This is a genomic window from Nitrososphaera sp. AFS (genome assembly GCF_009898475.1).
Lineage (GTDB): Archaea > Thermoproteota > Nitrososphaeria > Nitrososphaerales > Nitrososphaeraceae > Nitrosopolaris.
In genome coordinates this window covers 1-26,996 of the sequence record NZ_QURE01000009.1, presented here as the reverse complement: position 1 = coordinate 26,996, position 26,996 = coordinate 1, and the positions used below count along the sequence as shown (strand labels likewise).

General features: G+C 39.5%; 24 protein-coding genes and 1 other RNA gene. 14 read left to right on the top strand and 11 right to left on the bottom strand.

Annotated features, from left to right (window positions below; all coding sequences use genetic code 11):
• Positions 1 to 64 precede the first annotated feature (64 nt).
• Positions 65 to 679 (bottom strand): ferredoxin, encoded by a 615-nt coding sequence (locus tag DYY65_RS12840; protein ID WP_162476361.1) that lies wholly within the window; start codon positions 677 to 679, stop codon positions 65 to 67.
• 183 nt (positions 680 to 862) lie between these two features.
• Here DYY65_RS12840 and DYY65_RS02205 point away from each other — a divergent pair, with 183 nt between their 5' ends.
• Complete coding sequence (locus DYY65_RS02205; protein ID WP_162476360.1) at positions 863 to 1,210, top strand: P-II family nitrogen regulator; 348 nt, start codon at positions 863 to 865, stop codon at positions 1,208 to 1,210.
• 10 nt (positions 1,211 to 1,220) lie between these two features.
• Here the strand turns inward: DYY65_RS02205 and DYY65_RS02200 are convergent, their stop codons facing one another.
• Together DYY65_RS02200 and DYY65_RS02195 are read right to left on the bottom strand one after the other, a co-directional pair.
• A complete protein-coding gene (locus tag DYY65_RS02200; protein WP_162476359.1) occupies positions 1,221 to 2,645 on the bottom strand; it encodes an ATP-binding protein in 1,425 nt (474 codons plus the stop codon).
• 41 nt (positions 2,646 to 2,686) lie between these two features.
• The gene (locus DYY65_RS02195; protein ID WP_162476358.1) at positions 2,687 to 3,700 is read right to left on the bottom strand and encodes a DNA double-strand break repair nuclease NurA; all 1,014 of its coding nucleotides are present in this window, start codon (positions 3,698 to 3,700) and stop codon (positions 2,687 to 2,689) included.
• 119 nt (positions 3,701 to 3,819) lie between these two features.
• Between DYY65_RS02195 and DYY65_RS02190 the strand changes: the two genes are divergently transcribed.
• Positions 3,820 to 4,326 (top strand): hypothetical protein, encoded by a 507-nt coding sequence (locus tag DYY65_RS02190; protein ID WP_162476357.1) that lies wholly within the window; start codon positions 3,820 to 3,822, stop codon positions 4,324 to 4,326.
• 12 nt (positions 4,327 to 4,338) lie between these two features.
• On the opposite strand, the gene DYY65_RS02185 is transcribed toward DYY65_RS02190, so the two are convergent.
• The 3 genes from DYY65_RS02185 to DYY65_RS02175 form a co-directional block, all read right to left on the bottom strand.
• A complete protein-coding gene (locus DYY65_RS02185) occupies positions 4,339 to 4,884 on the bottom strand; it encodes a hypothetical protein (protein ID WP_162476356.1) in 546 nt (181 codons plus the stop codon).
• A gap of 1,005 nt (positions 4,885 to 5,889) precedes the next feature.
• On the bottom strand, positions 5,890 to 6,933 hold the full coding sequence (locus DYY65_RS02180; protein WP_236561613.1) for a UDP-N-acetylglucosamine-1-phosphate transferase: 1,044 nt from the start codon (positions 6,931 to 6,933) through the stop codon (positions 5,890 to 5,892).
• Between the two features lie 49 nt (positions 6,934 to 6,982).
• Positions 6,983 to 9,139, bottom strand: coding sequence for a DEAD/DEAH box helicase (locus tag DYY65_RS02175; RefSeq protein ID WP_162476355.1), 2,157 nt, complete (start codon positions 9,137 to 9,139; stop codon positions 6,983 to 6,985).
• 195 nt (positions 9,140 to 9,334) lie between these two features.
• Here DYY65_RS02175 and DYY65_RS02170 point away from each other — a divergent pair, with 195 nt between their 5' ends.
• The 3 genes from DYY65_RS02170 (at position 9,335) to DYY65_RS02160 (ending at position 11,363) form a co-directional block, all read left to right on the top strand.
• Positions 9,335 to 10,492, top strand: coding sequence for an aconitase X catalytic domain-containing protein (locus tag DYY65_RS02170; protein ID WP_162476354.1), 1,158 nt, complete (start codon positions 9,335 to 9,337; stop codon positions 10,490 to 10,492).
• 2 nt (positions 10,493 to 10,494) lie between these two features.
• Entirely contained in the window at positions 10,495 to 10,914 is a 420-nt protein-coding gene (locus DYY65_RS02165) for an aconitase X swivel domain-containing protein (protein ID WP_162476353.1), read from the top strand.
• A 251-nt stretch (positions 10,915 to 11,165) separates the two neighbouring features.
• On the top strand, positions 11,166 to 11,363 hold the full coding sequence (locus tag DYY65_RS02160) for a hypothetical protein (RefSeq protein ID WP_162476352.1): 198 nt from the start codon (positions 11,166 to 11,168) through the stop codon (positions 11,361 to 11,363).
• Here DYY65_RS02160 and DYY65_RS02155 read toward each other — a convergent pair.
• Entirely contained in the window at positions 11,360 to 11,863 is a 504-nt protein-coding gene (locus tag DYY65_RS02155) for an Lrp/AsnC family transcriptional regulator (RefSeq protein ID WP_162476351.1), read from the bottom strand. The genes DYY65_RS02160 and DYY65_RS02155 overlap by 4 nt on opposite strands.
• 211 nt (positions 11,864 to 12,074) lie before the next feature.
• Here DYY65_RS02155 and DYY65_RS02150 point away from each other — a divergent pair, with 211 nt between their 5' ends.
• The 6 genes from DYY65_RS02150 to DYY65_RS02125 all read left to right on the top strand — a co-directional run bounded on the left by DYY65_RS02150 (position 12,075) and on the right by DYY65_RS02125 (position 19,810).
• The gene (locus DYY65_RS02150) at positions 12,075 to 12,929 is read left to right on the top strand and encodes a TIGR00269 family protein (RefSeq protein ID WP_236561612.1); all 855 of its coding nucleotides are present in this window, start codon (positions 12,075 to 12,077) and stop codon (positions 12,927 to 12,929) included.
• Positions 12,930 to 13,066: 137 nt separating this feature from the next.
• An RNA gene (ffs, locus tag DYY65_RS02145) (signal recognition particle sRNA) lies at positions 13,067 to 13,377 on the top strand.
• 377 nt (positions 13,378 to 13,754) lie between these two features.
• Positions 13,755 to 16,442, top strand: coding sequence for an amylo-alpha-1,6-glucosidase (locus tag DYY65_RS02140; protein ID WP_162476350.1), 2,688 nt, complete (start codon positions 13,755 to 13,757; stop codon positions 16,440 to 16,442).
• 261 nt (positions 16,443 to 16,703) lie between these two features.
• The gene (locus DYY65_RS02135) at positions 16,704 to 17,705 is read left to right on the top strand and encodes a diphthamide synthesis protein (RefSeq protein ID WP_201449267.1); all 1,002 of its coding nucleotides are present in this window, start codon (positions 16,704 to 16,706) and stop codon (positions 17,703 to 17,705) included.
• Positions 17,706 to 17,801: 96 nt separating this feature from the next.
• Entirely contained in the window at positions 17,802 to 18,656 is an 855-nt protein-coding gene (folP, locus tag DYY65_RS02130; RefSeq protein ID WP_162476348.1) for a dihydropteroate synthase, read from the top strand.
• Between the two features lie 80 nt (positions 18,657 to 18,736).
• Positions 18,737 to 19,810, top strand: coding sequence for a radical SAM protein (locus DYY65_RS02125; RefSeq protein ID WP_162476347.1), 1,074 nt, complete (start codon positions 18,737 to 18,739; stop codon positions 19,808 to 19,810).
• A 671-nt stretch (positions 19,811 to 20,481) separates the two neighbouring features.
• Here DYY65_RS02125 and DYY65_RS02120 read toward each other — a convergent pair.
• Positions 20,482 to 20,922 carry a hypothetical protein gene (locus DYY65_RS02120; RefSeq protein WP_162476346.1) on the bottom strand — a complete coding sequence of 147 codons (441 nt, stop codon included), beginning with the start codon at positions 20,920 to 20,922 and terminating at the stop codon, positions 20,482 to 20,484.
• A gap of 169 nt (positions 20,923 to 21,091) precedes the next feature.
• Positions 21,092 to 21,445 (bottom strand): ribosomal protein L13e, encoded by a 354-nt coding sequence (locus DYY65_RS02115; protein ID WP_162476345.1) that lies wholly within the window; start codon positions 21,443 to 21,445, stop codon positions 21,092 to 21,094.
• Between the two features lie 244 nt (positions 21,446 to 21,689).
• On the opposite strand from DYY65_RS02115, the gene DYY65_RS02110 reads away from it, so the two are divergent.
• A complete protein-coding gene (locus tag DYY65_RS02110; protein ID WP_162476344.1) occupies positions 21,690 to 22,661 on the top strand; it encodes a discoidin domain-containing protein in 972 nt (323 codons plus the stop codon).
• 350 nt (positions 22,662 to 23,011) lie between these two features.
• On the opposite strand, the gene DYY65_RS02105 is transcribed toward DYY65_RS02110, so the two are convergent.
• Positions 23,012 to 23,998: a phosphosulfolactate synthase gene (locus tag DYY65_RS02105; RefSeq protein ID WP_162476343.1), complete on the bottom strand. Its 987-nt coding sequence runs from the start codon at positions 23,996 to 23,998 to the stop codon at positions 23,012 to 23,014.
• A gap of 370 nt (positions 23,999 to 24,368) precedes the next feature.
• Between DYY65_RS02105 and DYY65_RS02100 the strand changes: the two genes are divergently transcribed.
• Complete coding sequence (locus DYY65_RS02100) at positions 24,369 to 24,719, top strand: hypothetical protein (protein ID WP_162476342.1); 351 nt, start codon at positions 24,369 to 24,371, stop codon at positions 24,717 to 24,719.
• Between the two features lie 19 nt (positions 24,720 to 24,738).
• Here DYY65_RS02100 and DYY65_RS02095 read toward each other — a convergent pair whose 3' ends face one another.
• Entirely contained in the window at positions 24,739 to 25,122 is a 384-nt protein-coding gene (locus tag DYY65_RS02095; protein WP_162476341.1) for a cupredoxin domain-containing protein, read from the bottom strand.
• 662 nt (positions 25,123 to 25,784) lie between these two features.
• Between DYY65_RS02095 and DYY65_RS02090 the strand changes: the two genes are divergently transcribed.
• Positions 25,785 to 26,996 (top strand): Ig-like domain-containing protein (locus tag DYY65_RS02090; protein WP_201449265.1); only part of this gene is annotated, 1,212 nt, incomplete at its 3' end.

The following is a 26,996-nucleotide window of genomic DNA, read 5'->3' as shown; positions in this document are numbered from 1 at the left end:
TGCTCGACGTTTTACATTCATACTATTTAGGCGGCACATGATATCCTTAGTTTCCTGACATTACCTACGGATAGATCTGCTCCCCAGTATATCTATCCACAATCTTGATCGCCTTTGTAGGGCAGGTCTGAGCAGCAGCCAAAATTGATTCAAATTTTGCCCCTACCTCTGATTCTATTCTTGCCTTTGGATTAATTCTCTTATTTTTTTCTACAACGAAAACCTTCGGAGCTAGTATTTCACAACTCCCAAAGGCTAGACAAAGTGAAGGTTCAATTGTAATTTGAAAGCGACCTTTCGGAAGATCGAGGCCTGATGCCGTCACATGCATCTCAGGAGCCTTTGTTTTGTGCTCCTGCCTAGGCCTATATTGGTTAAACTTGTTACTATGCTCCTGATTATAGTCATGGTTTTCGTCCATCCCTTCGTCCTCACTATAATGAGATCTGTCATTGGACACAGCCTTAAATAAGTCTCCCTTATCATATTCATCTCTCTTATCCTTATCTGAAAGAACTTCGAAAGCAGCATTGATTTTCTTTATCATAGTCTCGGCTTGAGATGATCTGTTTCTGTCTGGGTGATATTTTCTAGCCAGGCGTCTGTACGCTCTTTTTAGCTCAGGATATGTTGCCTGTTCAGAAACACCTAAAATCGCGTAATAGCCTGAACTGTCCAAGATAATTATGAATGTAGCTGGATTACTTATCTCTTTTTGAGAGCGCCAGCCTCTCTCAACACCATTTTCGGAAAGACCAATAGCTAGGAATATCTAATTTTTGTCCTGGAATGTTACATGTAGAAAGTTAATTGGTTGTAATTTGAACAAAACCTTTTATTATTACGTCATTCATTGCAAAATATGAAACGGGTAGAAGCCATTATAAGTAATGAAAAAGTCTTAGAATTAAACGATGCCCTTAAAAAAGCAGGGGTAGGCGGATGTACAATTTTCGAATCAAGAGGCCGTGGAAAAGGTCCCAAGCCAATGGTGGAAAGTAGCAGAGGAACAGCAAGATACGTCTCCGAATTTTCGGTTAGAGCGAACGTACTCACCGTAGTTGAAGATTCTGATGTCGAGAAAGTGGTAAATACGATATTAAATACTGTGAGCACTGGTTCAGCAGGAGACGGCAAGATTTTCATTTCTCCAGTAGCCGATGCTGTGGATATAGGCACAAAAAAACATGGCGAGGGAGCTATCACATAGAATTTCTACTTTAGAACTTTAACTCCTGAATTTTGAAAAACTTCTTTGTTTCCCCCAACGCGATTGTATCTAGTGGTGCAACTTCTAAGACGATAGGCAGGTCAGAAACCACCTTACCTATTATAAGGCAGGAACGATGAGGCAATGTCTTGACTAGTGATTTTACGGTATCACTATCAGCTAGAGATACTTTTGAAATTTTTTCCAAGTCCGAGTCGTTAGTAAAATTGAATAGAAATATGTTGTCCGCCTGTCGATAAATCCCATCACCTATAGCGTCCGGCTGGTTGGTTATAAAAGTAGGATAGATTCCAAAATGTCTCATTCTAGTTATTATGTCCTCCCAATATGTTTCGCGAATATACATGTGTGCTTCTTCAGCAAAAAGGAAAATTGGAGGGATTATGTCATTTTCTAATAGGTCTACAAGTTTATTCAAGATTAGTTCTACGACCATTCGTCTCACAATTGGAATCATTTTGCCCATACTAATCACGATCGCAGAACCATCATTTTGATTTGAGAAAATATCTTCGAACCTAAATCCTCCGTAGTCATTTTCGAGAAATAAATGAGATGCTTGCATGACATGGAACCTAGAAACTAGTGCATCTCGCACTAACTCGTTAGCGTTCCATGTGTTAACGGCTTTTCCAAAAGCTTCCATTTTTAAATTATTTCTATTCTCCAGCCAATCCCAGATCCTAAAAAATTCACGCATAGACGCATTCGGGGTCTCAAGAGCATTTCTTAGCATATTTGATATCGCTGCTTTTCCACAGTATTTAAGAGAGAAATTTAAACCGCTATCAGATCTTAAAATTTTTACTCGTTTTTCGAGGGAGGACGGAGACCCATCGCAGTTCTTGGAAATGCCTCCATACTCATCGTTTAAATCAAAAACGATCACGAACGCCCCGTACTGTATGAGATTACTAATTAGGATTTTGGTAAGATGGGATTTACCTGACTCTTTCTTACCAGTAAGTATATTCAGCTTACCATCGAGGTCCTCTGCGTAGATCTCAAAACTTTCTTTGTCTCCTCTTGTGCAACCCATCTTAATTGGCAAGAGGCCGTCTCTACCTAAATAACCGCTCAATTCAATGCTGGTTAGGCGTCTTAGACTGGAATTGACTCTCGATGGTATCCATCTTATGTCTGCAGATATTTTGCCGTTTCCATCTATACTTCCTCGCATTTTAGTGAGGAATATTCTGGCGTCCCTGATCATATTTGACATTTTTGCGATATTAAGAGGATCGTGCAAGCTTTCAGTGCTTAAAGAAGTTATAATTTCGTCCCTAACAATGTCTTCGACGAGTGATTGAGATGAAAGATATTCTTCATCATAGATCTGTGCAATCATTTTTTTGTTTAGATAGTTGTCTTCAATTAACAAGTAATCGCCTTTGTGAATACTATCACTTTTCATAGCCAATATTACTAGTTCGTTGCTATTTTTTGTTAAGACTTTCATGCCGGTATCGAGCCCAATAAAGTCTTACGAATATCTTCTGTATGTAGCTCTTCCAGATTATAATTGTTCATGAGATAGCTTCTTAAGCATGAAATCTCTGTGTTCGTAAAAGTAGAAATATGATGTGCAAGTCTTAAGGTCTCGGGGTAACCTCCAGCCATTGAATCGTTGGCTATGAATTTGCCAAATGAAGCTTCTAAATTCCCACTAGCACAAACTATGTCAGCCCTCAGAACAGGCCCTGGCCCATCTCCCAGTTTCACTAGTAGGTTTTTACCCATTGAATTTCTACTTAAGCTTTGAATTATCATTCCAACATCTGAATAGACCGTTCCTTTGGTTTTGGCTAGTGGCATCGATATTCTGCTTAGAGCTTTAAATGATGTATTCTTGCTTATTCCGATCAAGGTATTATTTCTAATCAAGCACATTTCTGTCAAGGCTGCAATGTTTTGATTCGTAGTCTCATATGGCGAAGTTCTCAATGCTCCGTCGATTAAAATTATGGATCTTGCAAGTTGGTTTGATATTTTAATTTGTACTGATCTTTCAACTCGTAATCTAATCATCCTGTTAGCTGATTCTTGATCGGATAGGATTAACCTTGCAAGCCTATAATCAAGTGTGGATTCTTTAAGAGTTTGATCATTTAAATAAAATAAAATTGGACCAACTTTGAGATGCATAGTAGATTCACCGTTTAGAGCGAATGCAATTCCACATTTGGCCGCATAAATTACACCATCTTCAGTTTCAGCTAAGGTGATACTGCTAGAGTCGACTGCAGCTACGGGGGAAATCTCTCTGACAGGTGTAATCGTTCTTATTGATTGTTTTTGATTCGAATCAAGCCCCCACCCACCAACTGGAACGTGATTCTTTTTAAAACAAGTAAAAATGATTTTTTTTCCATTAAGAACATTATGCAGATCGGCAAATTGGCTCCTACCAATAGATTCACCAAGTCCACAACTGATATCTGTCCAGTTGAATTCTGAATTTAATTGCATATTCATGTTGTTCAACAATATAACATGCTTAGTTATTAATGTTGTGCAACATGGCCATGATGGGCTTGCTCAGCAACAAGTTTATGTGACAGAAAATTTCTTCGTTAAAGTAACCGTGAATGAATGAATCCTTGCATCCCGAAGCAAAAATTAGGCTAAAATATCACGATTGGGAAGTAGAAATCACATGTACCGAACAAAAAGTGAAGGAGGTAGTAGAAAATGTGCTCTCAGGCATGGATACCTCGATTATCATTAACTCAGATCTGAATACTAAGATTGAAGAACTAAAAGAAAGAGTCAATACGTTGGCCAATGAGGTTAATTCAACTCGCGATACTGTAAAAGCATCTACAAATTCAGCAGTTCTTCGTACTAGGATGACACAAAAGGCAGGGATGACCTGTAGGGCTCTTCTGGAAGATCTTTGGTCTGAAGGTTACTTCGGCACTGAAAAACATCTAGGTGAGGTCCATCTAGAGATGTCCAGGCGCGGCTTTAACTACGATAGGACAGCAGTTTCTCATTCTCTAACAGATATGGTGAGAGAAAATATCCTTGCTAGAAACGGCACTATGAGAAATTACCAATACATACAAAAAAGACCCCCACATGATTCTTCTTAGATAGGTTCGATTTCACTTTCTCTTTGCCAGCACAGATTTTAACCAGTGACTGCCAGTCGTGGTTATTTTATAAATTACAGATTCATTTGCATCAGAAACGTCATCCCGCATCACATGTCCAATCTTTACTAGCTCTGAAAGCCTTGAACTAACAGACTTTGGATTTAAGGCTGTTGCTGCTTGAATTTCAGATAAAGGCAACCCTTCGTACGACAATTTGCCGAGGTCCTTGGCTATTTTTGTAGCTACTAATTGTAGGGCAACAACTTCTTTGTCTGATAGTTTCTTATTTCCAGTTTCTTGTTGTCCCATAATTACTCTCGGTCCCTCCGGAGTTATTTTTATAAAGTTAGAAAATAAATCGATGAGCTCTGTGACAGAGTAATTCAGCGAGATCTTTCTGGCAAGGTCAATAGAGGGAACCTGCTTTGTTATAAACCCAATAACCGATGTTAGGACAGACTCAGGGCTACCACTAAATTGTACATTTATGTCTGAGATCGATACAGATACACTAACATTAGCAATATTATTGGAATCAGGATTCGTATTAAGCATGCTCTCACATCTCTACCTTTTGTCCAAACGGTTCGATATCGTCATATCGTTGGACATCACAGCAAGAGCAACCGAATATTGATGTTCATTGTATAATGGAAAATGCTGAAAAGTTATATCCATAAAATCATTCATAGGAATATTAGTACTGAGATACTTAAATGCTGAAATTTCCATTTGTCGGATGCGGCCCATTTATTGCTAACCAGCTCTCTATAATTTGTTACATCATATAATAATATATTGGCATTGAATATATTTTAGATAAGTTTACATCCCCTCCTGTTTTACCAATTTAAATTCGTTGAGGTGGGTATGCTGTCTTCGACTAGTTTCAATAACAGCGTCTTACAGAAGAGGAGTATAATTGTATCAATCGAAGATCAGACAAGAACTTCTAGAAGTTATACTCTCAGTTACGCAACTTACCAATCCTTTCATTACTGCCTGACACTAGTTCCTATGTCGGCGAGTCCAGTACAACAACCTGTAAGTGTACTTAGTGTCAACAAAATTCATGATTACGTTATGACTACTTGAATTACAGATTCACTTGATGATAGAAATTACAAGCAAGGGTTTTTTATCCTTCAATGTATGTGTTTGTAGTGGCTGAAAACCCAACAAGAAATATCAGCTTCCTAAGAGAAATGGAGGCGCTGAAGCGAAATCATCAAATCCGTTGTAGTCACTTTGAGCTTCAGTATTCCATAAAGGAAAGATCTATATGCTGTACGATATGTGGAAAAGTTTGGTCATTCCTTGAAACTCGAGGCATTTCTGATATTCGATATGTTTACAGAGCTGATAAGGATTAGTTGGTGTGATATGGTCTGTGAATGAATTTATCCTGCAGTCATGTAGCATAAAGCTACTCATCTAGAAAAAAAGTCTGCTAGTGATTGGGACGTCTAAACCGGTTGTAAGGTAGAATAGACGCAAGTACGCAAAGACGGGGCAATTCCTTGAGGTACACAGCAATAATAAGCCTTGACAACGTTCCATTCAAGGAAATAGGATCGTATGTTTGACACCTGACAGAAAATAATATTGTATGCCTATCGTTAAAAGTGCTAACAATGAGCTGTAAATTGCTAATTGCAATATCCTCTTGCCAACTCCTTCCTCGGATAGAGGACCATCCGCTAGGATTAGCCTCAATAAAGTTGTAGGTGCATGTTTATCTCTTGAAGCCATTAGTCTGAAATCTTCCATCAGTATGGTAGGGCGAGATTTGATTTCCCTATGCTCAACTATCTTCTTCACGCTATTAAGAAACAAAAATGAATTCATAACTGAAGGGAGCAATGCTATAACTCCAATTATTTCAGAACTACCCGCGATTGCAAGCGCACCGTACATGGCTCCAATCAATAATGTCCCAGAATCTCCTGGAAAAATTTTACTAGGAAACCTATGGTATTTATAAAATGCTATCATTCCAAAAAAAAGAGAAAGCCCACCAATAAAGACGATGGTATTACCGAAAACAGCAATAGACACCAAAAGCGGTATGGTAGCCGTAATAACTGCCTCGCTAGCAACTCCATTCAAAACGTCGATAGAATTGATGGTGTTACCTGCAACTGGAATTATGATGAATATAAGGGGTATATACAAGAGAGGGATTGACGCATCTCCGAATATAAGATTCAAATGTGTCCCATGAGCCCCAAGAACAACCAATGGAATAGCTGCAAGAATGAGGGCTACGGGCTTGAAAAAACCTGGCATAACCTTCCTATCGTCGATCCACCCAACTAAAAATGCAATAACCGAAGTAAGCAAAATAGCTAGAATTTGGGCATTTAGAGTGAACAAGTAAAGAAAAACTTCAGCACCCACTAGGCCAAGGAGCAAAACTGGACCAGCAGGTCTTGGGATCCGAGGCTTGCCAGGCTTATGGTAGTCTTGTACTACAAATCCTTTCGAGACCAGCAAGGTGATTAACCTAGGTGTCAGTAAGTACACAGAGAGAAACGAAATGAGAGTTACCACTACTCCATAGAAAAAATAGTTCCCAAATGAAAGATCTATCATTAATCCCATAAAATCGTGGATCTACTTGCTTATAAAATTACAATTTCTGAACGGGGGCCTAAGCGGAAGAGGTTAAAAATGGCTCTTTCTTAAGCTGTTCCTTCAACCTCTTTGCCAAATTAGGCCCAATTTTTGAGACGCTGGATAACTTTGCCTCAGGCGCCTCAGCAACCATCTTCAAGTCTAAGAATCCTGCATCATATAACGCGCGGGCCCTTACCCGCCCAATTCCTTTTAACCTCACGAGTGGGATCAGTTCATTTTTTATACCGAATTTTATCCTAATTTGAAGCTCACTCAGTTCTTTCAATAGGTCTCCACGCCTAAGTAACTTCGAAACTTGATATAACGCTCTTGCCAGCCAACCCGCATTTTCTACAATTCGATGCATGTCGCCAGGCTCAATTGATAATCTATTACTCAAGTTACGGTCACTGGCCTCGTGGATCCATTCGTATAGTGCAAGTAGGCTCCTGGTATATTCAAAATCTCCAATCTCACAGGATAATCCATTCATTTGGTTTTCATAGGTTGTGATTAGCTCATAGTCCCTCTTTCGCATAGGAAGTTTAGGATAGAAATCAGTACAACTCGATATTAGCTGTAGGAAGGCCAGAGTATGGATTCTAACTCCATCTTCTGAAATTGGCTTGAATTGGGTGCTCATGGCAATCGCTTTTTTGAACTCTACTGCCGTAAGCGGATCAATGTATAATAGTGATGATTGCCTCCCGAAATTAGTAGGAATATACCTGTCATTCTTTGATTTGACTAAATCCTCAACCTCAAGGTAGTGTAGAGTAGAATCAATTTTTCTTTTCATGATTGTTTTATTATGTTGTTGGCCAGAAAGGGTTTTACCAAATATGGTGTAAATTTCTTCTAGCTTCAATCCGGGAATTGTAGAGATAATACTCAAGGTGTATATCCTCAAAGCCCTTTCGTTCATTAACTGAGACTGAACTGGTTCTGGCTCACCTAGTATATAGTGCTCGTAAAGCTCTGTTGGGCTCAGTCCATTTTCCCCAACAATTATTGCTTCTCCAATATCGTCGTACTTTGGTCTCCCTGCTCTACCGCACAATTGTTTGTATTCTAAAATGCTAATTGGTAAATTTGTTCCAGCATCTGAATTATATCGCAAGATGCCTGAAATGACTACTCTTCTAGCAGGTAGATTGACTCCCGCAGCCAGCGTGGGTGTAGCAACCAATAACTTGACAATCCCCTGTTTAAAGGCTTGTTCTACTATCTCTCTAGCGGATGTACCTAGGCCAGCGTGATGGAATGCTACCCCTTTGAAAACTACTTCAGAAAGATTAGCGGTTAGTTCAACGTCCTCGCCTTTAGCCCTTATTTGTCTACCAGCCCTGATAGCCTTCTCCTTTTCCATTTTATTGAGGAATTTATACACTATTTCAGTAGCTTTGAGTGCCAGCGAATAGGCTCGTTTCCGGGTCGACGCAAAGATCAATGACTGACCGCCATTCTGGATGGAGTCCACTGCGATTTCTAAAGCAGCATTGGAATAGCCCGGAATTTTGATCTTATTCCCACCGTTCATTCGCACAGTAGTGCCTCCTTCATAAACTCCCTCCAATAGCTGCGTTGGTCTCCAGTTAGTATGTACCAGATCGCAGCGTAGCCAATCTGCGATTTCTTCAGAATTTGATACAGTTGCGCTTAGTGCAAGAATTTGAGCCCTTGGACTGATTTTTCTGATGATTGCTAACAGCATTTCGAGTGTTGGACCGCGATCTTGGTCACCAATTAAATGAATTTCGTCAACTATGAAGAGGCCGACGTTAGATATCCAACTTATATCACGCCTGATGAGTGAATCCATTTTTTCGTTGGTTAAAATTAGAACGTCAGCCTCACCTAATCTCTTGGGGCTAGAGTTAAAATCGCTTGAAGCAATTTTAATATTGATATTCGTGACATGACCATTTAACTGCTTAATTATACTGAAATCATGGTACTTTTCTGCAGCCAAGGCGCGTAGAGGTGTTAGGTAAATCGCTTTCTTTCCTTCCTCAAATGCTTTGATGGATGCTATTATCGCAATCAGGGTCTTTCCACTCGCAGTTGGAGTAGTAATAAGCAAGTTTTTTCCATCTAACAAGCCATGAGCAATTGCTTGTTGCTGTGGCGGGTAAAGAGACGGATATCCCAATATCTCTAATAGGTTTTTTACAGAGTCACTTGTCTTCATCCCATAACTCTTTTGACTAGATTGACAGACTTATTTGTATGCATCTAGAATGCGGCCAACAACTAAATGGTACCTTTACTCTTTCTGCGGCTAGTTGATTTATTGATTTATTGATAATCGTGTTATATGTGGCCCTTTAAAGTGAGAGGTAGTGTTCTGAAATAGTTATTAGACCTTGCTCTCTAATGTGCTCAAATGGAACTCACTAGAGAGGAAGAAAATATGTTAAGAGGTGAAAGTGGAGAATCATTATCTACAGCATATCGAATCCTGCTCGCAATTGGTGAAGCCACAGACGCAGAGAAGCTGGTTCCGGTGCAATGGGCTCATATTTCGGGTGCGAACTATAACACTATTGGAGATAGTGGAATGAATTTCCTAGAAGGTTTTAGCAAGAACGCACATGTAAAAATAAGAACCACTGTAAATCCTGTAGGCTTTGACAGGAACAAGCTAGGCAACATTCCTGATAGTTTCATTAGTAAGCAGATGGATATAATGAGATCATATGAGATGCTTGGTGCAGTCCCTTCATTTACATGCATCCCATACGAAATTTTTGATATTCCTAACAACGGAAGCCCGGTGAGCTTTGGTGAGAGTAGCGCAGCAATCTTTGCAAACTCGATCTTGGGATTATTCTCTAATAGAGAGAGCGGTTTAAGCTCTCTTGCAAGTGCGATAACGGGGAAAACTCCATACTCAAACCTCCAAATCGAAAGTTTCAGACATGCGAAAGTGGCAATCAAAACAGACTTCGATCTTACTTCAGAATTAGACTATGGCTTATTGGGTTTTTTTGTGGGAAACTCGGTCGAAGATAATTGTGTAGCATTCAGCGAGGGTAAAGAAAATATTAGTCTAGTAAACGCAAAGGCTCTTTCTGCAGGGATGGGCACATCTGGTTCATGTGGAATGTTCACTAAAGTTGACGGGACACAGCAAGAAATCATCTCTTGCGGGAAAGAGGAGTTATTGGGGATTAAAGAACAACTTAATACCGCAGATGCAGGTGACTTGATAGTCTTAGGAAGCCCTCAGCTTGGATTAAATGAGCTGAAGTTGTTTACAAAATTAATACAGGGAAAAAAGCTAAAAAAACGTTGTATAATATTCTGCGCAAGGGCGATTCATGATCAAGCCAAACAGCTTGGTGTAACTGATCAAATTGAGCGCGCAGGTGGGGAGTTCATGTGTGATTCGTGTGCTTGCCTAACACCACTAATTACTCGAGCCGACTTTGATTCAGTAGTTACAAATAGTGTTAAGGCAGCGTACTACCTCAATAAATCAAATAAGTTGGGAGTATCGTTAAAGGATTTGAAAAATATAGTTAAGGAGTACGCTGATTAAAATTGATTGCAGGTACTAATTGTAGAAAAATAGTTGGTGGCCATGCTACCGGAGCTGCATTAATCACAAATGAGCGAATCAATTTTCTTTCTATGATTAACCAGGAGAATGGCATTGTAGAGGATAATCAGCATGAGCTGTTTGGATCGCCTGTCAAAAACACTGTATTGATTTTTCCAGGCTCCATTGGGAGCAGTGTAGGTGCATATTCTATATTTTCATTGAAAATGAATCTGTGTGCACCAGCAGCAATAATATGTATGGGCAAGGCTGACATTGTCACCGCCTCAGGTTGTGCAATTTCAAACATCCCTCTAGTAGATAAGCTTGACAATACTTCATTTATTGTCATTAAGCCGGGAATGCAGGTAAATGTGGATGCGGATCAGAGTCTTGTGTCCATAAGAAGCCCAACAGTTTAATTTCTGGCTCATTAACCTTTCTTCCCTGGTGCGTGGCAATCGACGGGCGAACTGACTGCTACAATGTAGGATGACGATGCAAGTCCATGCACCAGGCTTAATATCCTAATGAGCCTAGCAATGGACAAAATTAATTAAATATCTTGTTTGCAAATGGCCGGTAGTCTATCTACAAAATGCTTTTATTAGGAATTTGATCGCTATAAAGTGGTTGGCGAGTTTCTGTCCTGAGTGCGGCGGTGAGCTAAAATTTGATCCAGTTAGTAAGAATTTCTTCTGCAAGAGTTGCGGGATATTTGCTTCAAGAGAAAAGATTGATGAACTACGAGATAAGGCAGAAAGAGAGTCTGTCAATAGAAGAAGCCAATTACATGATGATTATCTTGACTGGTGGCAGGCTTCGAAGAAAGAGAAGCAAAAACACTGAAATTCTTTCTGACAAGCTTTAGGCAAACGCAGATTCGGTTTTCTGTGCTATATCACTCTTTAAAGGAACCATTTGTTCTTCCTTCCTTGATTTTAAAACAGCCATTAACTCTATCTCCAAAATGTGTGGTAACGTACGTATCTTGTGTACCACAGTATCCCTCATTTCCTCCAAATCTTTCGATCGAATTTTCAGCATGAGATCAAACCTACCGTGCATTTCATGAATTTCCAAAACTGCTTCCACATTTGATAAACCTAACACAACCGGTTCTGCAAAACCAGGTTCTACATTGATGCCCAAGAATGCCAGGTGGTCATAACCTAATCGGCCGTTATTCACTGAAATTGTGAACTTACTAATAATTCGGCCCGCAATCAACCTTCTAACTCTGAGATGGACAGTTGCGTCAGAGATCCCGATCTTCCTAGCAATTTCAACAAATGTGGTTGAGGAATCTTTGCTCAAAATGTCTATAATTTTGAGGTTAATTTCATCTAAAAGCTCATCGTTGAGTTGCACACTCAAATCATGTCGACACCGATACATAAATGCTTTTTGTTCCAATTTGAAGCCATAAAGTTATGAACATTGTGATGAATCGTGTCTAAATAAAGAAATAAAGAAATAATAGTCTGCAATCAATCTGTCAAAGACCTGCACTAAATGCCACGAGTGTCCAAGTGTATATTACAGGACATACTCTGGAGAGTACCTATGTAAAGGGTGCTTTTTGTTCTCAATAGAACATAAAACTGCTAAGACGATGCAAAAGTTCTCCATGCTTGGCCACAGTGATAAGGTGGCTATTGCTGTTTCCGGCGGAAAAGATAGTTTAGCTCTCTTGTATGTTCTAAAGAAGTTCTTTGAGGAACATAACCGCACAAACCTAATAGCCATCACCATAGATGAAGGGATAGCAGGCTATCGAGAGGAATCCTTACAGATAGTACGGGACTTTTGTTCCCATATTAAAGTAGAATATAAAATTTCTAGCTATAGTCAAATTTTTGGTACAAACATGGATGATGCTACGGAAAACAGACCTTCTGATAAAATGACATCCTGCTCCATGTGCGGCACCTTCCGTAGGAGATTAATGGATATCATGGCAGAAGAAGCAGGTGCCACCGTAGTTGCAACAGCTCATAATCTCGATGACCATCTCCAAACCTTCTTGATTAACCTACTATCTGGAGACGTTGAGAGGATCGGCTGGATGTACCCAGAGCCAGTTCAGTATGGGCCCAATGGTATAAAGAAGGTCAAGCCATTTGTAGAAATTTATGAACATGAAATAGCATTTTATGCGCTACTGAGGGATATACCATTTCAGTCTGATCAGTGTCCATATATGAAGGAAAGTATTAGGTCAGACATCCGTGAGTTTCTGAATAATCTCGAATCTAGGCATGCTGGCGTTAAATATAATGCCTTCAACACGGTCACAAAAATCTCAAAAGCCCTAAAGGAGTCTACTATGGGTTCATTAACTAATTCTAATGAATGTCAAATATGTAGAAGAAAATCAACACAGCCGATTTGTTCTGTTTGCGGCACTCTTAAAGTTCTGATAAATCCACAATGACGTTAAAGTGACATGAAATTTCCTTAAAAGAAATAATGCAATCTACAACAATAATCTATCACATTTGTCCAAACTCAAGACGGTTGAAACTATAAATGATAAGCAAATATAATGTATCTTGTTTATAGTATCTGCGGAGGCAGGAAGGATCGGGGTGCTAGCCGTACCCCATATCAGAAATCGGCTTTATGCTGGGATCAGTAACTGCCGGGTAAATCCATAGGTGTGAGATGCCTGCTTGCATTGCGGAAATGAAATCATGCCGTGTCGGATGGTTATGAGCAGCACACTACGTGAAGGCGTGGTCGTGACTGTGAATCGTTGAAATGGGTGAGGTCCGGGAGGGAGCAACCCTAAGGCGGGGTAGCCATGCTGGCACGTCTACGTGGTGGATCTTGTAAGGCTTGAGACTGGGTCTTGGACTTGTGGTGGTACTGGCAGGCTGCCCCCGTATTATAGCTCATAATTCAAGCTTTTGAAAAATTAATTAATCAATTTAAATATCCTAGTTAGGATATTTATCCATAATTAAAACCATAATTAAAAATAAACCTGTTCAAAGACTGTCTCTAGTGAGATAACGCAATCACTCAACGCTACTGGCCATCAATTTGAAATTAATGTCATAGGCTATTAAGTCATGTCAAGCTATGTAAGATTAATATTAAAATACCCTAGTTTGAAACGGTAAACTGTGGTAGCTGAGTCGAAAAATCTTCCGGCATATTTTAGCTTACCAAAAAAATTTCGATACTTGCTTCTATATTTTGACGGGTTAAGGTATTTCGAGAGGATTTTTCTAGGATGTTAACCAGGGTGCGCTAAATGGTTAGGACTTTAGATAAAACACACACGGTTCTTTCGTATATCGATGGTAGCTTAAAGAATGCCACAATAGTAAATGGAGATAACAGATCTAAAGGGTTTATTTTCTCGCTACTAAACCCTCCTGTCCCCTTAGGAGGCAACATTGTGTCACTTGATATATATGTCGATGAGATTCCAATTCCTAAAAAATCAATCTTCATCGCAACTTCGGAAGATGTTGTCAACGCAGCCTTGCTATCTGAGGATCGTCCTATTCCGTTCAAACCGTTTCAAAGCGCAAGGTTTCTTATTATGAGAGATGAAGATTTGGACGAACGTACTAAGCACAAAATTGTAATATTGAGTAAACTAGAAGGTTTTGAACAAATTATAATTCCCTTTAATTTTAATGACTATGTCAGCAGCCATAGAGAAAAAATTTTCATTCCCTCTAACATGGTAGACGATTCCGAATCTGACATGTCTAGCGAAGATACTATCTTTAAAAACTTCACAAGCCCCTTGATTCTTTCCGGCAAAAAAGCCTATATTGTAGGATCGTCAAATGCCAATGTTTCTGCTAACTGGACATGGATGGGAACAAGATACGACAATGGGGGGCTGTACGTTCCACCAGCAAGAGCTTTTGGTAGAATCCTGATGGAAATATCGATGGACGATGGAGTGCGGAAAAGGTTACCAAATTTTGTGGTATCTTCCAAGCACGAAAATGGAGCCCTGTATACCAGACATGAACTGGCCGGTCTGCAAGTAAAAAGAACATTATTCGTTCCGCCAGATACAAAGGGATTCGTTATGGGCTTAGAATTGTTGGATCGGGGAGATTACACCAGGCTAAGTCCAAGAAAGAAAATAGAAAGACCGAGGCGAAAAATTAGAATACATTTTGTCGTTGATGGGAACATTACTAGCTATGGTTTAGCAGCAATCTCTCAGAGTAACTCCTCTAAGCTCCTTACGAAGGAAAATTGTCTACAAATCCAAACTGCAGCAAAAAGAAATCTTGCACATTTCTACGGAACGATTGGCGTTGCGCCAAAGGAGCTGCGACCGTCTAGGGTTTTAATGGATTCTTTTGATAACGATTTGGAAATTTCATATGATGTGGATGTTGAAGCAGGCAATATGTGCGAGCTTGCCTTGATAGCCACCGGCGGGTTTACCAGCTCCGAAGACTGTCTAAGAGAATACACACATGTAAGGGATAACTATAAGCAACTTCTTGAGGATACGCAGAACCATTTTAAATCTATTCCCACATCCACTCTTAGCGTCACTCCCTCTAGTCAAAGTCATCAACAACATTCCACAATAGTGAAACTTCTTAAAGCATTCGAAAAGGCAAAGATGAGCATGGAATACCTAAAGGCAGAGTACGATGGGCTCGGGCCTGGAATATGTGCGGGTTTACCTAGATTCCCAAACTATTGGGCCAGAGATACAGGGTGGTCTTTGAGAGGTTACCTTGCTATTGGAGATTATGCCTTCGCTATTGCAGTAATTGAGAATTTTCTTCTTCACCAGGCAAAGAAGACAACAAAATACGCGATGAAAGGAGAACTACCTATGATAATTAGTGGTAAATCATTCTTGCACAACAGCACATTCGGATCGGCTGATTCTACATTTCTGTTTCCCTGGGCGTTATATGAATACGTGCTGGCAACTGGCGACATCTCTTACCTACGAAATAGGTGGAAACGAATTGTAGACCTCGTGAATTGGGGACTATTGAAGGACATAGATGGAGATGGATTAGTCGAAAATGGCTTTACAGGCATTGCTGAAAAGTTACCCTTGCAAGATTCAACATGGATGGATCACATAGACAGGCGAAAAAGCGCAAATGATGTCCAAGCCTTATTCTATGAGAGCCTGAGGGTTGGAAGCAAGCTGGCAAGTATGGTGGGAGATAATGATAATCAGGAGAAGTGGAATCGAACAGCAGATCGTCTGCTGGTCAAAGTAGAGAGAGAATATTGGAATAGTGAAGACTGTTTTTATTATGACACTATAAGACGGGACGGTACTAAGGATCCCAGCATAAGACCAAATGTACTTGTAATGCTCCTTACCGGCTTGATTGGGGATAAAGTTAAAGCCCAATCAGTTCTTTCGAGGATCGAAAAAAGTGACCTGACGACAAGCTGGGGGGTGAGGACACTGAGTAACCTAGATCCAAAATATCACCCTAGTCTTTACCATGATGGCGCGGTTTGGCCGCTTGTTACTGGTTGGGCAGCTGTTAGCGAACTTAAGATGAATCGGCTAGAACAGGCACTATATTATCTTGATAGCATGGCACAACGGATACACGCTGAGAACGCCATGTTTGCTGAAACATACAGAGGCGACCGGCCCGAACCTTTTAACTCCTGCATCCTTCAGGCATGGTCTGTAGGTATGTATACCTATGCGATGCAGCAGATGATGTTGGGAATGAGATTGGATATGGTCAAAAATCGGATATATCTAGAGCCACGAATACCTGAATCACTTAGGAACCAATCTTGTCCTATTGAATTTGAGCATACAGTTCGTACGATCAACCAAGAACAAAGATACAAATTCATAGTTGACCTAAATCGCGAAAGAATAACGGTTTCTTTACCAATGGACAAACGAATTGAAAAGAGGCCAGAGATTTTAAGTAATTCCTATTCTATCAATTTAGATCAGACATGATGCAAAGACCTTTAACCATCTGCAATCTGTGTTCTAGACTTTCTCTTTATGAGAAGTAACTGTAATCCAAAGAACCTCTGCCTCTTGATTACCCCACTGGTTGATACTATTTGAATGAACTCTTTTAAAGTTCAGTGTGCGACTGCCATTATTCTCAGCGTTTAGTCCATCCTAGTATTGCATTGTTAACTCTCAAATCAAAGCCTTAAAATGAGGTATGCTCATCGTTAAGATTTTACTAAAATGGAATGAACGAAATTGATGCTAATTGATGAAAATAGAATCTGTGAGATAATCAAGGCGCGAAGGCCCAATTCGGTAGCGCTTAATGGGCCTGTAGGTCTTATCGCAAAAATCCAGGATACCGCATATAATATTTCCGAAAAGTTCGGTATCCCAGCTTACATAGTAGGAGATACTTGCTGGGGTTCATGTGATCTAAATACCCATGCAGCTGACATGTTAGGTGTAGACATTTTGTTTAACATAGGACATACTATTTCTAGAGAAGCCTTTGGGGAGAAGGTAATTATGATTAATGCCTACGATGACATAAGTTTTGACAGAGTCGCAAGAAAATGTGCATCATCCCTTCAAAAGGAGCACTACAAAACATTATCCCTGTTGACAGACAGTCAGCACCTTAATCAGCTTCATAACGTGAAAAATATTTTTGAACAATATGGGTACAAGGTAATCATTGGCAAAGGCAAAGGTCAACTTAACGATGGTCAAGTCTTTGGATGTGAATTCTATCCTGCATTTGGTATCCGTGAAATTGTCGACGCACATATTTTCCTTGGTCAGAGTAGATTTCATACGATAAGTATTGCGATGTCAACTGAAAAACCCACATATATGCTAGATCCTTATTTTGAAGAATATTTTCAAATCAACAAAGAGGCTGAGATTGTCAAGAAGAGGGCAATATTATCAATATACAATGCATTAGACGCTAGACGCATTGGTATTATTATTGGTCTAAAGGACGGCCAATTTGCAAAAATTGAGGCACTTAAGCTTAAAAAGCTATTTGAAGATCTGGGAAGGAATGTTCAGTTGATTGCAATGACTAATCTCGACAATGAAGGAATTCAAAACTTCAAAGGTATTGACGCATTTGTAGAAGTTGCCTGTCCTCGGATTGCTACTGATAACCATTTTGATAAACCTATGCTTTCCGTGCCTCAAGCATTTGGCTTGATAAAACTCATAAAAAATGAACCAATTGAAGATTTATTTAAAATTCATCACTGGCTCTAATTCCAAATGTGAGGATGTTGGGTTCAAAGCTTCAATTTCTCAACAATATATAATTAAAACCCGAACTTTTCATATTCCGGGCAATTAGCATATCCTTTGGTCTCTATCGGCAAACTCGAAATACGGATGGGAGTCCCAGCAAGGATTATGGGAGTTATCAATGTTAGCCCAGAGTCATTTTACAAAAAGTCAATAAGAACTACAGTACAAGAAATCGCCTTAACAGCTTCTGAAATGCAAGACCGAGGTGCGGAAATGGTGGATATTGGTGCAATGTCAACAGCACCCTATCTTGAAACTGTGATCACAGTAGAACAGGAAATTAAAAGGCTGAGATTGGCTATTGAAGCAGTAAGGAGGGATTGTAGTCTACCTATTTCGGTAGACACTCTCAGATCCGAGGTAGCAGAGGAGGCAATTAGCATGGGTATTGATGTCATCAACGACATTTCAGGTCTAAAATACGACAAGAAAATGGCCGATGTTATATCCCGCTCAGGCTCGTACGTTATAGTGAGTGCATACGGCGGCCAAAGTGGGGCGGTTTCCGGACATTTTGCTGGAACCATGAATACCCTAAATGAAAGCATTAACATTGCAAGAAAAGCCGGTATATGCACCGATGATATTATTATTGATCCAGCTATTGGCTTCTTCAGGGCCTCAGGAAAAAACCCATTCTTTACAAAAATGACAGACCTCCCATGGTACGTCAGAGATATTGAAGTCATCTCAAACTTAAAGAGACTCCAAGTATTTTCAATGCCGATTTGTATTTCTGTTTCAAGAAAATCGTTCTTAGGAAATATATTCAATTTAGCATCAGAGGATCTTTTGATACCTTCAGCCTTAATGGAATTGACCTGCATATTGAACGGTGCAAATATAATTAGAACACACGATGTAGTCGAAACTTCGTACGCCAAAATGGTTTCAGATCTCTTTACCTAGTTTCACAATTTCGGTTCTGGCAATCAAACCTTCCCAGCACCGTAAACGCTTAATATGTATGTCTTCACCAAGGTCGATGTATGGTTGTTGACACTATCCGTACACTCAAACTATTAGGAAAGTGGTCCGGGAATAGAATTATGGGAAGAAGACGACCGTTAATAGCGGTATTTAGTCTAACCCATTATTGTAATTTCTTCTGTCCCATGTGTCCATTTGGTGTGTCTGATAAAGCGGGCCAACTGAACGTTGCTAGAAAATACGATCTGACTACTAACCAATGGAAAGGAATTTTTGATAAGGTTTCCAAGTATTGCATTTGGTCAATCGTAGAGGGCGGTGAACCAACCAGCCGACCTGACTTCATGAATCTTATTCGTTATCTACATGATCTCCAGCTACCAATAACGCTGATAACCAATTGCTCCCTCATACATAATATAGACCTAGCTGAGCTTCGGAATTATGTCCAATTCATTACATGCAGCATAGACTCGTTGTTTGAAGAATCTTACTGTAAAGTTCGTGGTGTATCACATGAGACATTTCAGAGAGTAATGAAAAACCTTGATCTTCTTGAAGAGCATCAAGTGCCACATTACTTTAATAGTGTAATAACAAAATACAATACCGAAGAGTTCATTAATCAAACTTATTTTGACAAGGCCAAGGAATTGGGATCAAACGCAGTTTCACTTACGTTTGTCGAAGACAGATCTGATGTCGATTTTTCCCTCCTTCCTGATAGGCAAAGGATGGAAAAGGTGTGCGAAAGTATCCTTGAATATATGAAACACCACAGCTCACCTCAAATAATGATTCCCGCACAATATTTCGAACAAATATTAGAACATGGGCGAGGCATCTTTGAGGAATGTGGTGTTTGGAAAAGCGTCTTTGTCAATAGTAATGGAACAGTTATGGTTCCATGCTGGAAATTTAATTCGCCGGATAACACTTATAATCTTCTTGAGAAAAATGTCGAGGAGATTTGGGATGCGCCACAATGGGAAATTGCACGTACTTGTCATGACTGTCAGGTACTTGGCTGCATATGGTACTCTTCGCAGCCAATAACTACATTTGCCCGGAACTATATGAGAGGACTGCGTAAAATGATTAGCCAGCATAAACCGGAATTCAGTGAGCTTTAAAGCCTAAAACAAATAAACGTTTAAAGCTAAGGACTCGTACGACAAACCTTTTTTCTTTTTTATAATTAGTTAGTCCGGTACAGAGATTGCTAGAAACAATAACTTCATTCCTTCTCACACAAAAACAACTCCAAAGGAAAAGAACAAAAAGGATGTTAGGGATATCCACCATTTTCATTTTCTTCCTCCGTAGGTTTTCCATCTTCATCAGTGGGTTTCTGGATTATCCTATCTACTTCGCTTGTGCATCTATCAGTTCGTTATTTAGTTACGGGTGCTAACAAGTATGGCCGTGCGATCTCGTTTGAAGTATTGATAGGCTTTAATATTGTCTTTAATTATTGTAAAGTAAAGTAATCGATGCATGTCTAAATTGAAATCGCTATCAAAGCAGTGTCCATCTCACATCATCGTACTAAAATTAGGGTTCGGTACAGCAGCATAGCCTTCCTTAATGAATATACCTTAGGCATTACCAAAGATTAATTCCACAAAAATATTATATTATTAATAACAGGCTCTCATGAAGATTAATTATTTTAGATATTTAGGAGGAACCTTGGGCGTTTAAGAGTAAAGCTATGCATGTTTGGTGCTGCTTGTTGTTGCTCGCTCTATAGTAACTTTCGATAACTAGCATAAAACAATATCAATATCGTATGCCCCGGGAATTAATCGGGCCCTACTATGGGCAGCATCTTATTAGATGGTAGTCTAAAAATATTCTTTTCTTGTTCTTCTTGTGTCACCTTTTCAAATTCGATCGTGATCTCAACGGGTACATTGAACTTTGAGCTCAATTCCTTGGCAAGATTGGCTATTGCCCTTGGATCTGAGAATTCATTTGATCCCTGTAGAAATGCTCTATTCTTTCTATAAAGAATCTTTCCCCCAGCTTTAGACTGGAGGAACTCTGTGATCTCTTGGACCATATTCAAAGGGATCTCGTTATGATAAAGGGATAATCCATGAATCGGCTCCTTGTCGTAAGGAGTCCCATATCTATACCAAAATACACCAAAATGCCGGTGCTCCTCTACTGTACATTTGATTTCCCAATGGTTGGCCTTTTCAACGGGGTAATTTGCGTCAATAAGTTCATCCGCAGCCATTTTCCAATATCTTAAGCGCATAAAATTATTTTAGCAGATTCGTATTATAATAATGTGGCTAAGGATAGGCTAACACAGACAATATGGCTTCGGTGATTTCTTTTGGCTATTCTATAACCCTGGGTTGATAGGTAAATGGGTACTTATATTCAACTAATGTCAGCCAATGTCACTTTGTGGTACTAGGGACCTCTTTGCTCCCCCTTCTTTTTGCCCCCTCCCTTCTCTTCTTTTTGGTACTAGGGACCTCTTTGCCCTCCGTTCTCTTCTTACCTGTATGCTTTCCACTAACTGATTTAGTGGAGCGACTTAACGAACTTATAAGCCCCCTCAGTTGTTCGATATTTTCTTGATGGCTCGTTTTTCTCAGCACATCAATTCTTATGCCTTGATTCCTTGCAAATTTTATGTTTGACAAACCTACCTCTCTTAGTTCAGTCTTTGAGAACCCTCGCCCGCTTCTGATAGCTGTGACTCTCCTAAAAGTACGCTTTACAATCGGTTGATTGGCTAGAGCCTTCATTATTTTCCAATTAAATTAATTGGTAGTTAGATAAAAATTATATCCATTATACCTGAGAAATGCAAAACAGTGATGGGCTAGGCAACTTTGTATTCAGCCTTCCATTTCTTTCGTTTATCGGATATAAAAAGCGGCTAACGTAGATATCTTTCATACTTATTATTATTTTGGTAGTTAGTTCAATATGACGTAAATACTCGCACAACAAAATATTACTATGAGAAAAGGAGTGGAGATCTCTTATTTGAAAGAGGTCAAAGCTGCAAAAAGTATTAAAGTTATCGTACTATCTGTAGTAATCGTTTTCGCTATCTCGGCACCAAGTACTTCTTTGTTGTTCCACCCAGTAAATGCCCTTCATGTTTCTCACATGCAAGACCCAAATCAGGTGTCAACAACGCCGACGGCAAGATTAGTGTATAACAATCGTGAATTTATAATGTCTCCATTTATTTCAGTCCAAGGTGGACAGCTAAACAAAGTGCAATTGCCGACTCTACCCGGAGATAACAATGCTAGTCTGACATTACAAACAGGCAAACCTATCAGCTTTCATTTCAATAAGCGTCCTACAAAGGTAGATGCATTTATTATTGATTATGATGGGGACGTGCCATCGTTACACCCTCTTACACAGACAAGTCCGAACACATTCCAGGTGTCTGGACCAATAGGATTATGGGAGATTGAGGTACATGCTATATTTCCGAAAAATCAATATATGTCATTTACTACCCTGGCAAATGTCAAAGGCAACTCGTTTGGCACCCAGTCTTTGGGCTCAAATCCATCTTGTACCCAGGATAAGCTGAAAATAGCAGGAGTTACGGACAGCAATACTAACAACTCGAACATACTTACAACTGCTTTGAACAATGGAAATGATACTAACGTAAGTCAAACTCCAACATGGTCGGCCACAGGAAAAGGGTCTTGGATCCAAGTAGATTTGGGGCAGCAGAAAGCAATTTGCAATTTGGATATTTCATTTGCCAATGGAGATAAGGTAATTAACTTTTTCACCATCCAGACATCAACGGATGGGGTTCATTACGTTCCCCAAGGCACTGCTCAGAATACTGGTATGGTATCAGGCAGGGAACAATTTAACCTACAAAACTCTCCTATTACGGCAAGATTTGTAAAGCTGGTATTTCAAGGAAATATGCAAGGAGATACTTACAACATAAAACAATTGACAGTGAATGGGAGTTAACTACCATTCTTAATTACTTAACCAATCACCTTTTACCCTTGTCTTATGTGCTTCGTCCAGCTCATCCAATAGCCAGCTTATAGTAATCTCCATAATGTCGTATTCCGTAAAGGGAGACGAGAAATTTATTAGTCAGTGTGGGAGCGAACGATCAGCATATCTTCATTAACCTTCCTTTTGCCCTTACACTTACGTGAGTGAATAATGTTTGAAACTGTATATTAGTATTTCATAAGACGTGAATCACGACGGTTCACTTTCTCATGCTGAATTTTAGTATAATTCCATTGTCAATTAACTGCCTTCAAGAAGTCCAAGATTATACGCCCGTCTAATTTATCAACCAAACATTAAAGCCAGTCCGAATGTACCGGGACATACACTCGCTTTCGAGCGTCGTCCAGACTATTTCTTGATATTATCAATCCTTGTAATTTCAGTTCGTCTATTGCTCCCTGTACTGTCCTTCTTGGTAGATGGCTGAGACTTATTAAATCGCTTTGTTCAATAGGGTGTTTAGTCTTTATGATATAATAGATGAATTTGGCAGCTGGTCCGCCCTCCGGATCTTTCCGCAAATATGATACATTAAAGACTGCCTTCGAAAGAAACCCTCGTCGCTGGGATTCAACAGAAGCTAGAGAATCAGGATGAACTTCCGCTAGATTCACTCGCTGTCCAAATTCTGCAATCAAGGCAGATTGTTGAGATTCTTGCGGAGATTCGAAAATGAAAGTGTTTGGTGGAAACTTTGCAGTTATTGCTCCTACAAGATTCCATTTTATTGAACCTCTTTCATCGTATATCCCAACGTTGAAACCATCATTGGCCTCTAGAATCACTTTCTGTGATCCTAGCTTAAGGGCATCCTGAATTTTGGCAACCGTCTCATCAGCATCTAATTGATGCCTAGGATCTTTCCTACCTATTTTCCATTGTACATCAATACTGACTGACCTTATGACCTCTACAATCTTTCTTTTATTTTCCAAACTCAAGTCCAAATTGTTTTCACCAATCTCTATGACATCTATGCCTATGGAATAAGCCTGTTTTGCAAGACTATCAACAGAATGATTCAGAATTGCAAATTCGGTGAGCGTACTACCTGTAGATACCCTTATCTCAAAATCGTGGTACATTTTGATCTTATCTTTCAGAAGACTATCTGGCGTGAGGAGAGGCAGTGCGCCATGAATTTTGACCATGTCTACGAATGGAGCAAGTATTTTGAAATTGTCTCTGTCAATAGCTTGAAACCTGTCTACAATGTATGTGAGCCCTTCTTTTCTGGGCTTTTGGAAATCTACACGGTTCTTAGCTAAATCATCTAGCAATTTCGGCTAGATGAATTTGTTTGAGCTTTATATATAAATGACATAGATTAAAGGCGTGTTGGGTCTATTTCGGTAATCTCTTTGTAATGTTTGTGAATAATTGTATGAATATGGAAAGCGTACGTTTATTCTCAAAGAAAACATTTGGAGAGTAGTATAATGATGTATATAGGACACTGAAGTGACCATTTCTGATATAACGTGCCCTAATTAGCCACTCAACAAATATTCTAGACCATTACCTTAGTATTGTCTTATTACTACTATATCAAATGACGCCAAGTAGTATATGCGATTAATTTTTTGAACGAATAAACTCTTTGTTCTAAGCGAATTTTATATTCGAATGCAACACAGTGTCGCACCCTTAATGAGCACAAGAAACCAAATAAAAGCCCAGAGCAAGATTAACTATGTCTGCACAGGCTGCACACAAAACTTTACACGAAAGTACACTGCTGACAGACCTAACGTGAGATTTCATTCATGTCAGGCAAGTGTTGTCAGACTTTTGGAATATTTAATGGGAACGACAACCGGCCAATATCCCACACCAGATGCTTCAGATCATCCTAGATATAGGTCTAAATCAAGTCATCAAGAAGAATATCCATCCAATCGTTACTTTCATGATTACTCGAAAAATCTGGCTTATAGCACAAATGGATATCAGAAATCCCTGCTATTATATGACGTACACTCGCTTTCTAGTGTCATCTAGACTTAACATTTTAAACATTTCAACTGGGTCTAATAATAATTTCTCCGCGCATTGTCATGGGGTGAAGTGAGCAATAATATTCAAAGGTTCCAGGTTTGGTCGAAGCGATTGCAGTAGGGAAGTCCTGATCAGAGGATAAGTAAGCTGAATTAATATTCAACTTATCTACAATGAAATCGTGCCTGACAAAGTCCTTATTCAAGACATCGATCTTTTCAGGCTTGTTCACGCTCGCGAATATTTTTGGATTGGTACCATTAAAGAGATTATCTTGCGCAATCAATAAAATTCCCTTGTGAGCGCTTGAAGATCCCTTTGAGGGATGAGTGAAATTGCCTATGGCCCAGATAACGCCAACGGTAATAAAGGAAATGGCAATTATTGCAATTATGTTATTGAGCAAGTACCACTTAGATATAGTACATAACTAGTTAAATTTCTATACTTTTGACTGGGTACCCCGTCATTTTCCTAAGCGAAGGCTTTGTATCGGCATTTTATAGGGGGACTCACCATAAGTGACCCATTTATCGGATCTCAAAATGAGCCATCTGCTATCAAATCATTTGGTATCAATTATTGTTCATTATGATAGAAGTAGACATGATTACCAGATAATTATATCTGTATTGATAATCTAATTGGGTTAAATTCCGTGATTGAGCATTGTCAACGTTTAAACTCCGATATGATTGAATGCGATTAATGACAACCGCTAGTTCATGAAGGTGGAGTGAACCATCTTTGATCGAGATTAATCGATTCTTCTCTTCGTATTAAGGATAATGATCTAATATCTCAAGCTTCTACAGAAGATGATAGGTATTATGATATGAAGAAAGGACATAGAATAACGATCACTTATTCAAGTATATAGTTAAGAGTGTTATTTCAAATAAATAATAATAGCCAAAACTAATGATACCTATTTGTAGTACAAGTAACGAATCTGTGTAAATACTTAGTTGTCTTTGCTTCCATCAATTGAAACTAATTTCGGAGCTAGGAGCGATAATACCAAACATTACGAGTATTCGGTTAAAGAGGGTGGCGACTCTGTTTTTGATGACTGCTCTCTTATTTAGCATGGTGAGCGGCGGGGCATTACACCTTAATTTTACTCAGAAGGCTAGTGCTCAGCTAAGCATGTTTCAGAAGGCAACCCAGATCTTTGCACCTTCCACTACAGACTGTAAGAAGCTACCTATTCTCGGAGTGGCAGCCAAGGGAAATGATGGACATATACCCACAAATGTGCAAGACAATAATCTTAATACTAGGTGGTCAAACCTAGGCATTGGTTCATTCATTCAAGCAGATTTGGGCAGTAAGAAAACAATTTGCAGTGTAGATATAGCATGGTATAGAGGGAATCTGCGGCAAAATAATTTTGTAATTTCAGTTTCAACCGACGGCACTAGTTTCACTCAAGTGTTTAGAGGAAAAAGTAGTGGAACAACTCTATTTGCCGAAAAGTACAATTTACCTACTAGTATTGAAGCTAGATATGTAAGAGTAACCGTTAACGGAAATACTGAGAATAATTGGGCAAGCATAACTGAACTGAGTGTGGATGGATTTACTACTGTGCCCAAGAATAACCTTCCTACTGCTAATAACCTAAAGATTCAAACTACTTCAAATAATAATACGCTTATTACCCTAACCGGTACGGATCCAATACCAAATGATATTCTAAAGTTCAGTATAGTAGATCTTCCCCTCAATGGCAATTTATCCGACGGTAACTCCTTCGATACTGTAGTTTATACTCCAAATCACGGATTCTTAGGCCATGATCGCTTTACTTATAAAGTGACTGACGGCCGAGGAGAAGTGAGCAATGTTGCAACCGTGTCTATAACAGTAGTTGCACCACCACCTCCTCCACCTACTGCAAAGAACCTAAGTGTTCAAACGACTTCAAACGCTAATGTTACCATAACCCTGACTGGCACCGATCCAATTCCAAATGACAAGCTAAAATTTAGTGTGGTGGACCAACCTATCAATGGTATTCTATTTAAGGGCAAGATTCCAGACACTGTAATATATCAACCAGATCTAAATGGACAATTTATAGGCCATGATGTCTTCACGTATAGAGCTACAGACCGGTTAGGAGTAAATAGTACTATTGCCACCGTATTTATAACAGTCAAGGCAGCACCCCCACCTCCACCACCAACTCAGAAACCCACTGCCAACAACTTTACCTCTAGTACTAGTGAAAATAAACCTGTGGTTATTACCCTAACCGGTTCAAGCCCTACAGGT

What these genes read in the sequence shown, in the direction of transcription:
- DYY65_RS02205 (WP_162476360.1), top strand. Translation starts at nt 863, where the DNA reads ATGAAACGGGTAGAAGCCATTATAAGTAATGAAAAAGTCTTAGAATTA.
- DYY65_RS02200 (WP_162476359.1), bottom strand. Translation starts at nt 2,645, where the DNA reads ATGAAAAGTGATAGTATTCACAAAGGCGATTACTTGTTAATTGAAGAC.
- DYY65_RS02195 (WP_162476358.1), bottom strand. Translation starts at nt 3,700, where the DNA reads ATGCAATTAAATTCAGAATTCAACTGGACAGATATCAGTTGTGGACTT.
- DYY65_RS02190 (WP_162476357.1), top strand. Translation starts at nt 3,820, where the DNA reads ATGAATGAATCCTTGCATCCCGAAGCAAAAATTAGGCTAAAATATCAC.
- DYY65_RS02185 (WP_162476356.1), bottom strand. Translation starts at nt 4,884, where the DNA reads ATGCTTAATACGAATCCTGATTCCAATAATATTGCTAATGTTAGTGTA.
- DYY65_RS02180 (WP_236561613.1), bottom strand. Translation starts at nt 6,933, where the DNA reads ATGGGATTAATGATAGATCTTTCATTTGGGAACTATTTTTTCTATGGA.
- DYY65_RS02175 (WP_162476355.1), bottom strand. Translation starts at nt 9,139, where the DNA reads ATGAAGACAAGTGACTCTGTAAAAAACCTATTAGAGATATTGGGATAT.
- DYY65_RS02170 (WP_162476354.1), top strand. Translation starts at nt 9,335, where the DNA reads ATGGAACTCACTAGAGAGGAAGAAAATATGTTAAGAGGTGAAAGTGGA.
- DYY65_RS02140 (WP_162476350.1), top strand. Translation starts at nt 13,755, where the DNA reads ATGGTTAGGACTTTAGATAAAACACACACGGTTCTTTCGTATATCGAT.
- DYY65_RS02135 (WP_201449267.1), top strand. Translation starts at nt 16,704, where the DNA reads ATGCTAATTGATGAAAATAGAATCTGTGAGATAATCAAGGCGCGAAGG.
- DYY65_RS02125 (WP_162476347.1), top strand. Translation starts at nt 18,737, where the DNA reads ATGGTTGTTGACACTATCCGTACACTCAAACTATTAGGAAAGTGGTCC.
- DYY65_RS02120 (WP_162476346.1), bottom strand. Translation starts at nt 20,922, where the DNA reads ATGGCTGCGGATGAACTTATTGACGCAAATTACCCCGTTGAAAAGGCC.
- DYY65_RS02115 (WP_162476345.1), bottom strand. Translation starts at nt 21,445, where the DNA reads ATGAAGGCTCTAGCCAATCAACCGATTGTAAAGCGTACTTTTAGGAGA.
- DYY65_RS02100 (WP_162476342.1), top strand. Translation starts at nt 24,369, where the DNA reads ATGAGCACAAGAAACCAAATAAAAGCCCAGAGCAAGATTAACTATGTC.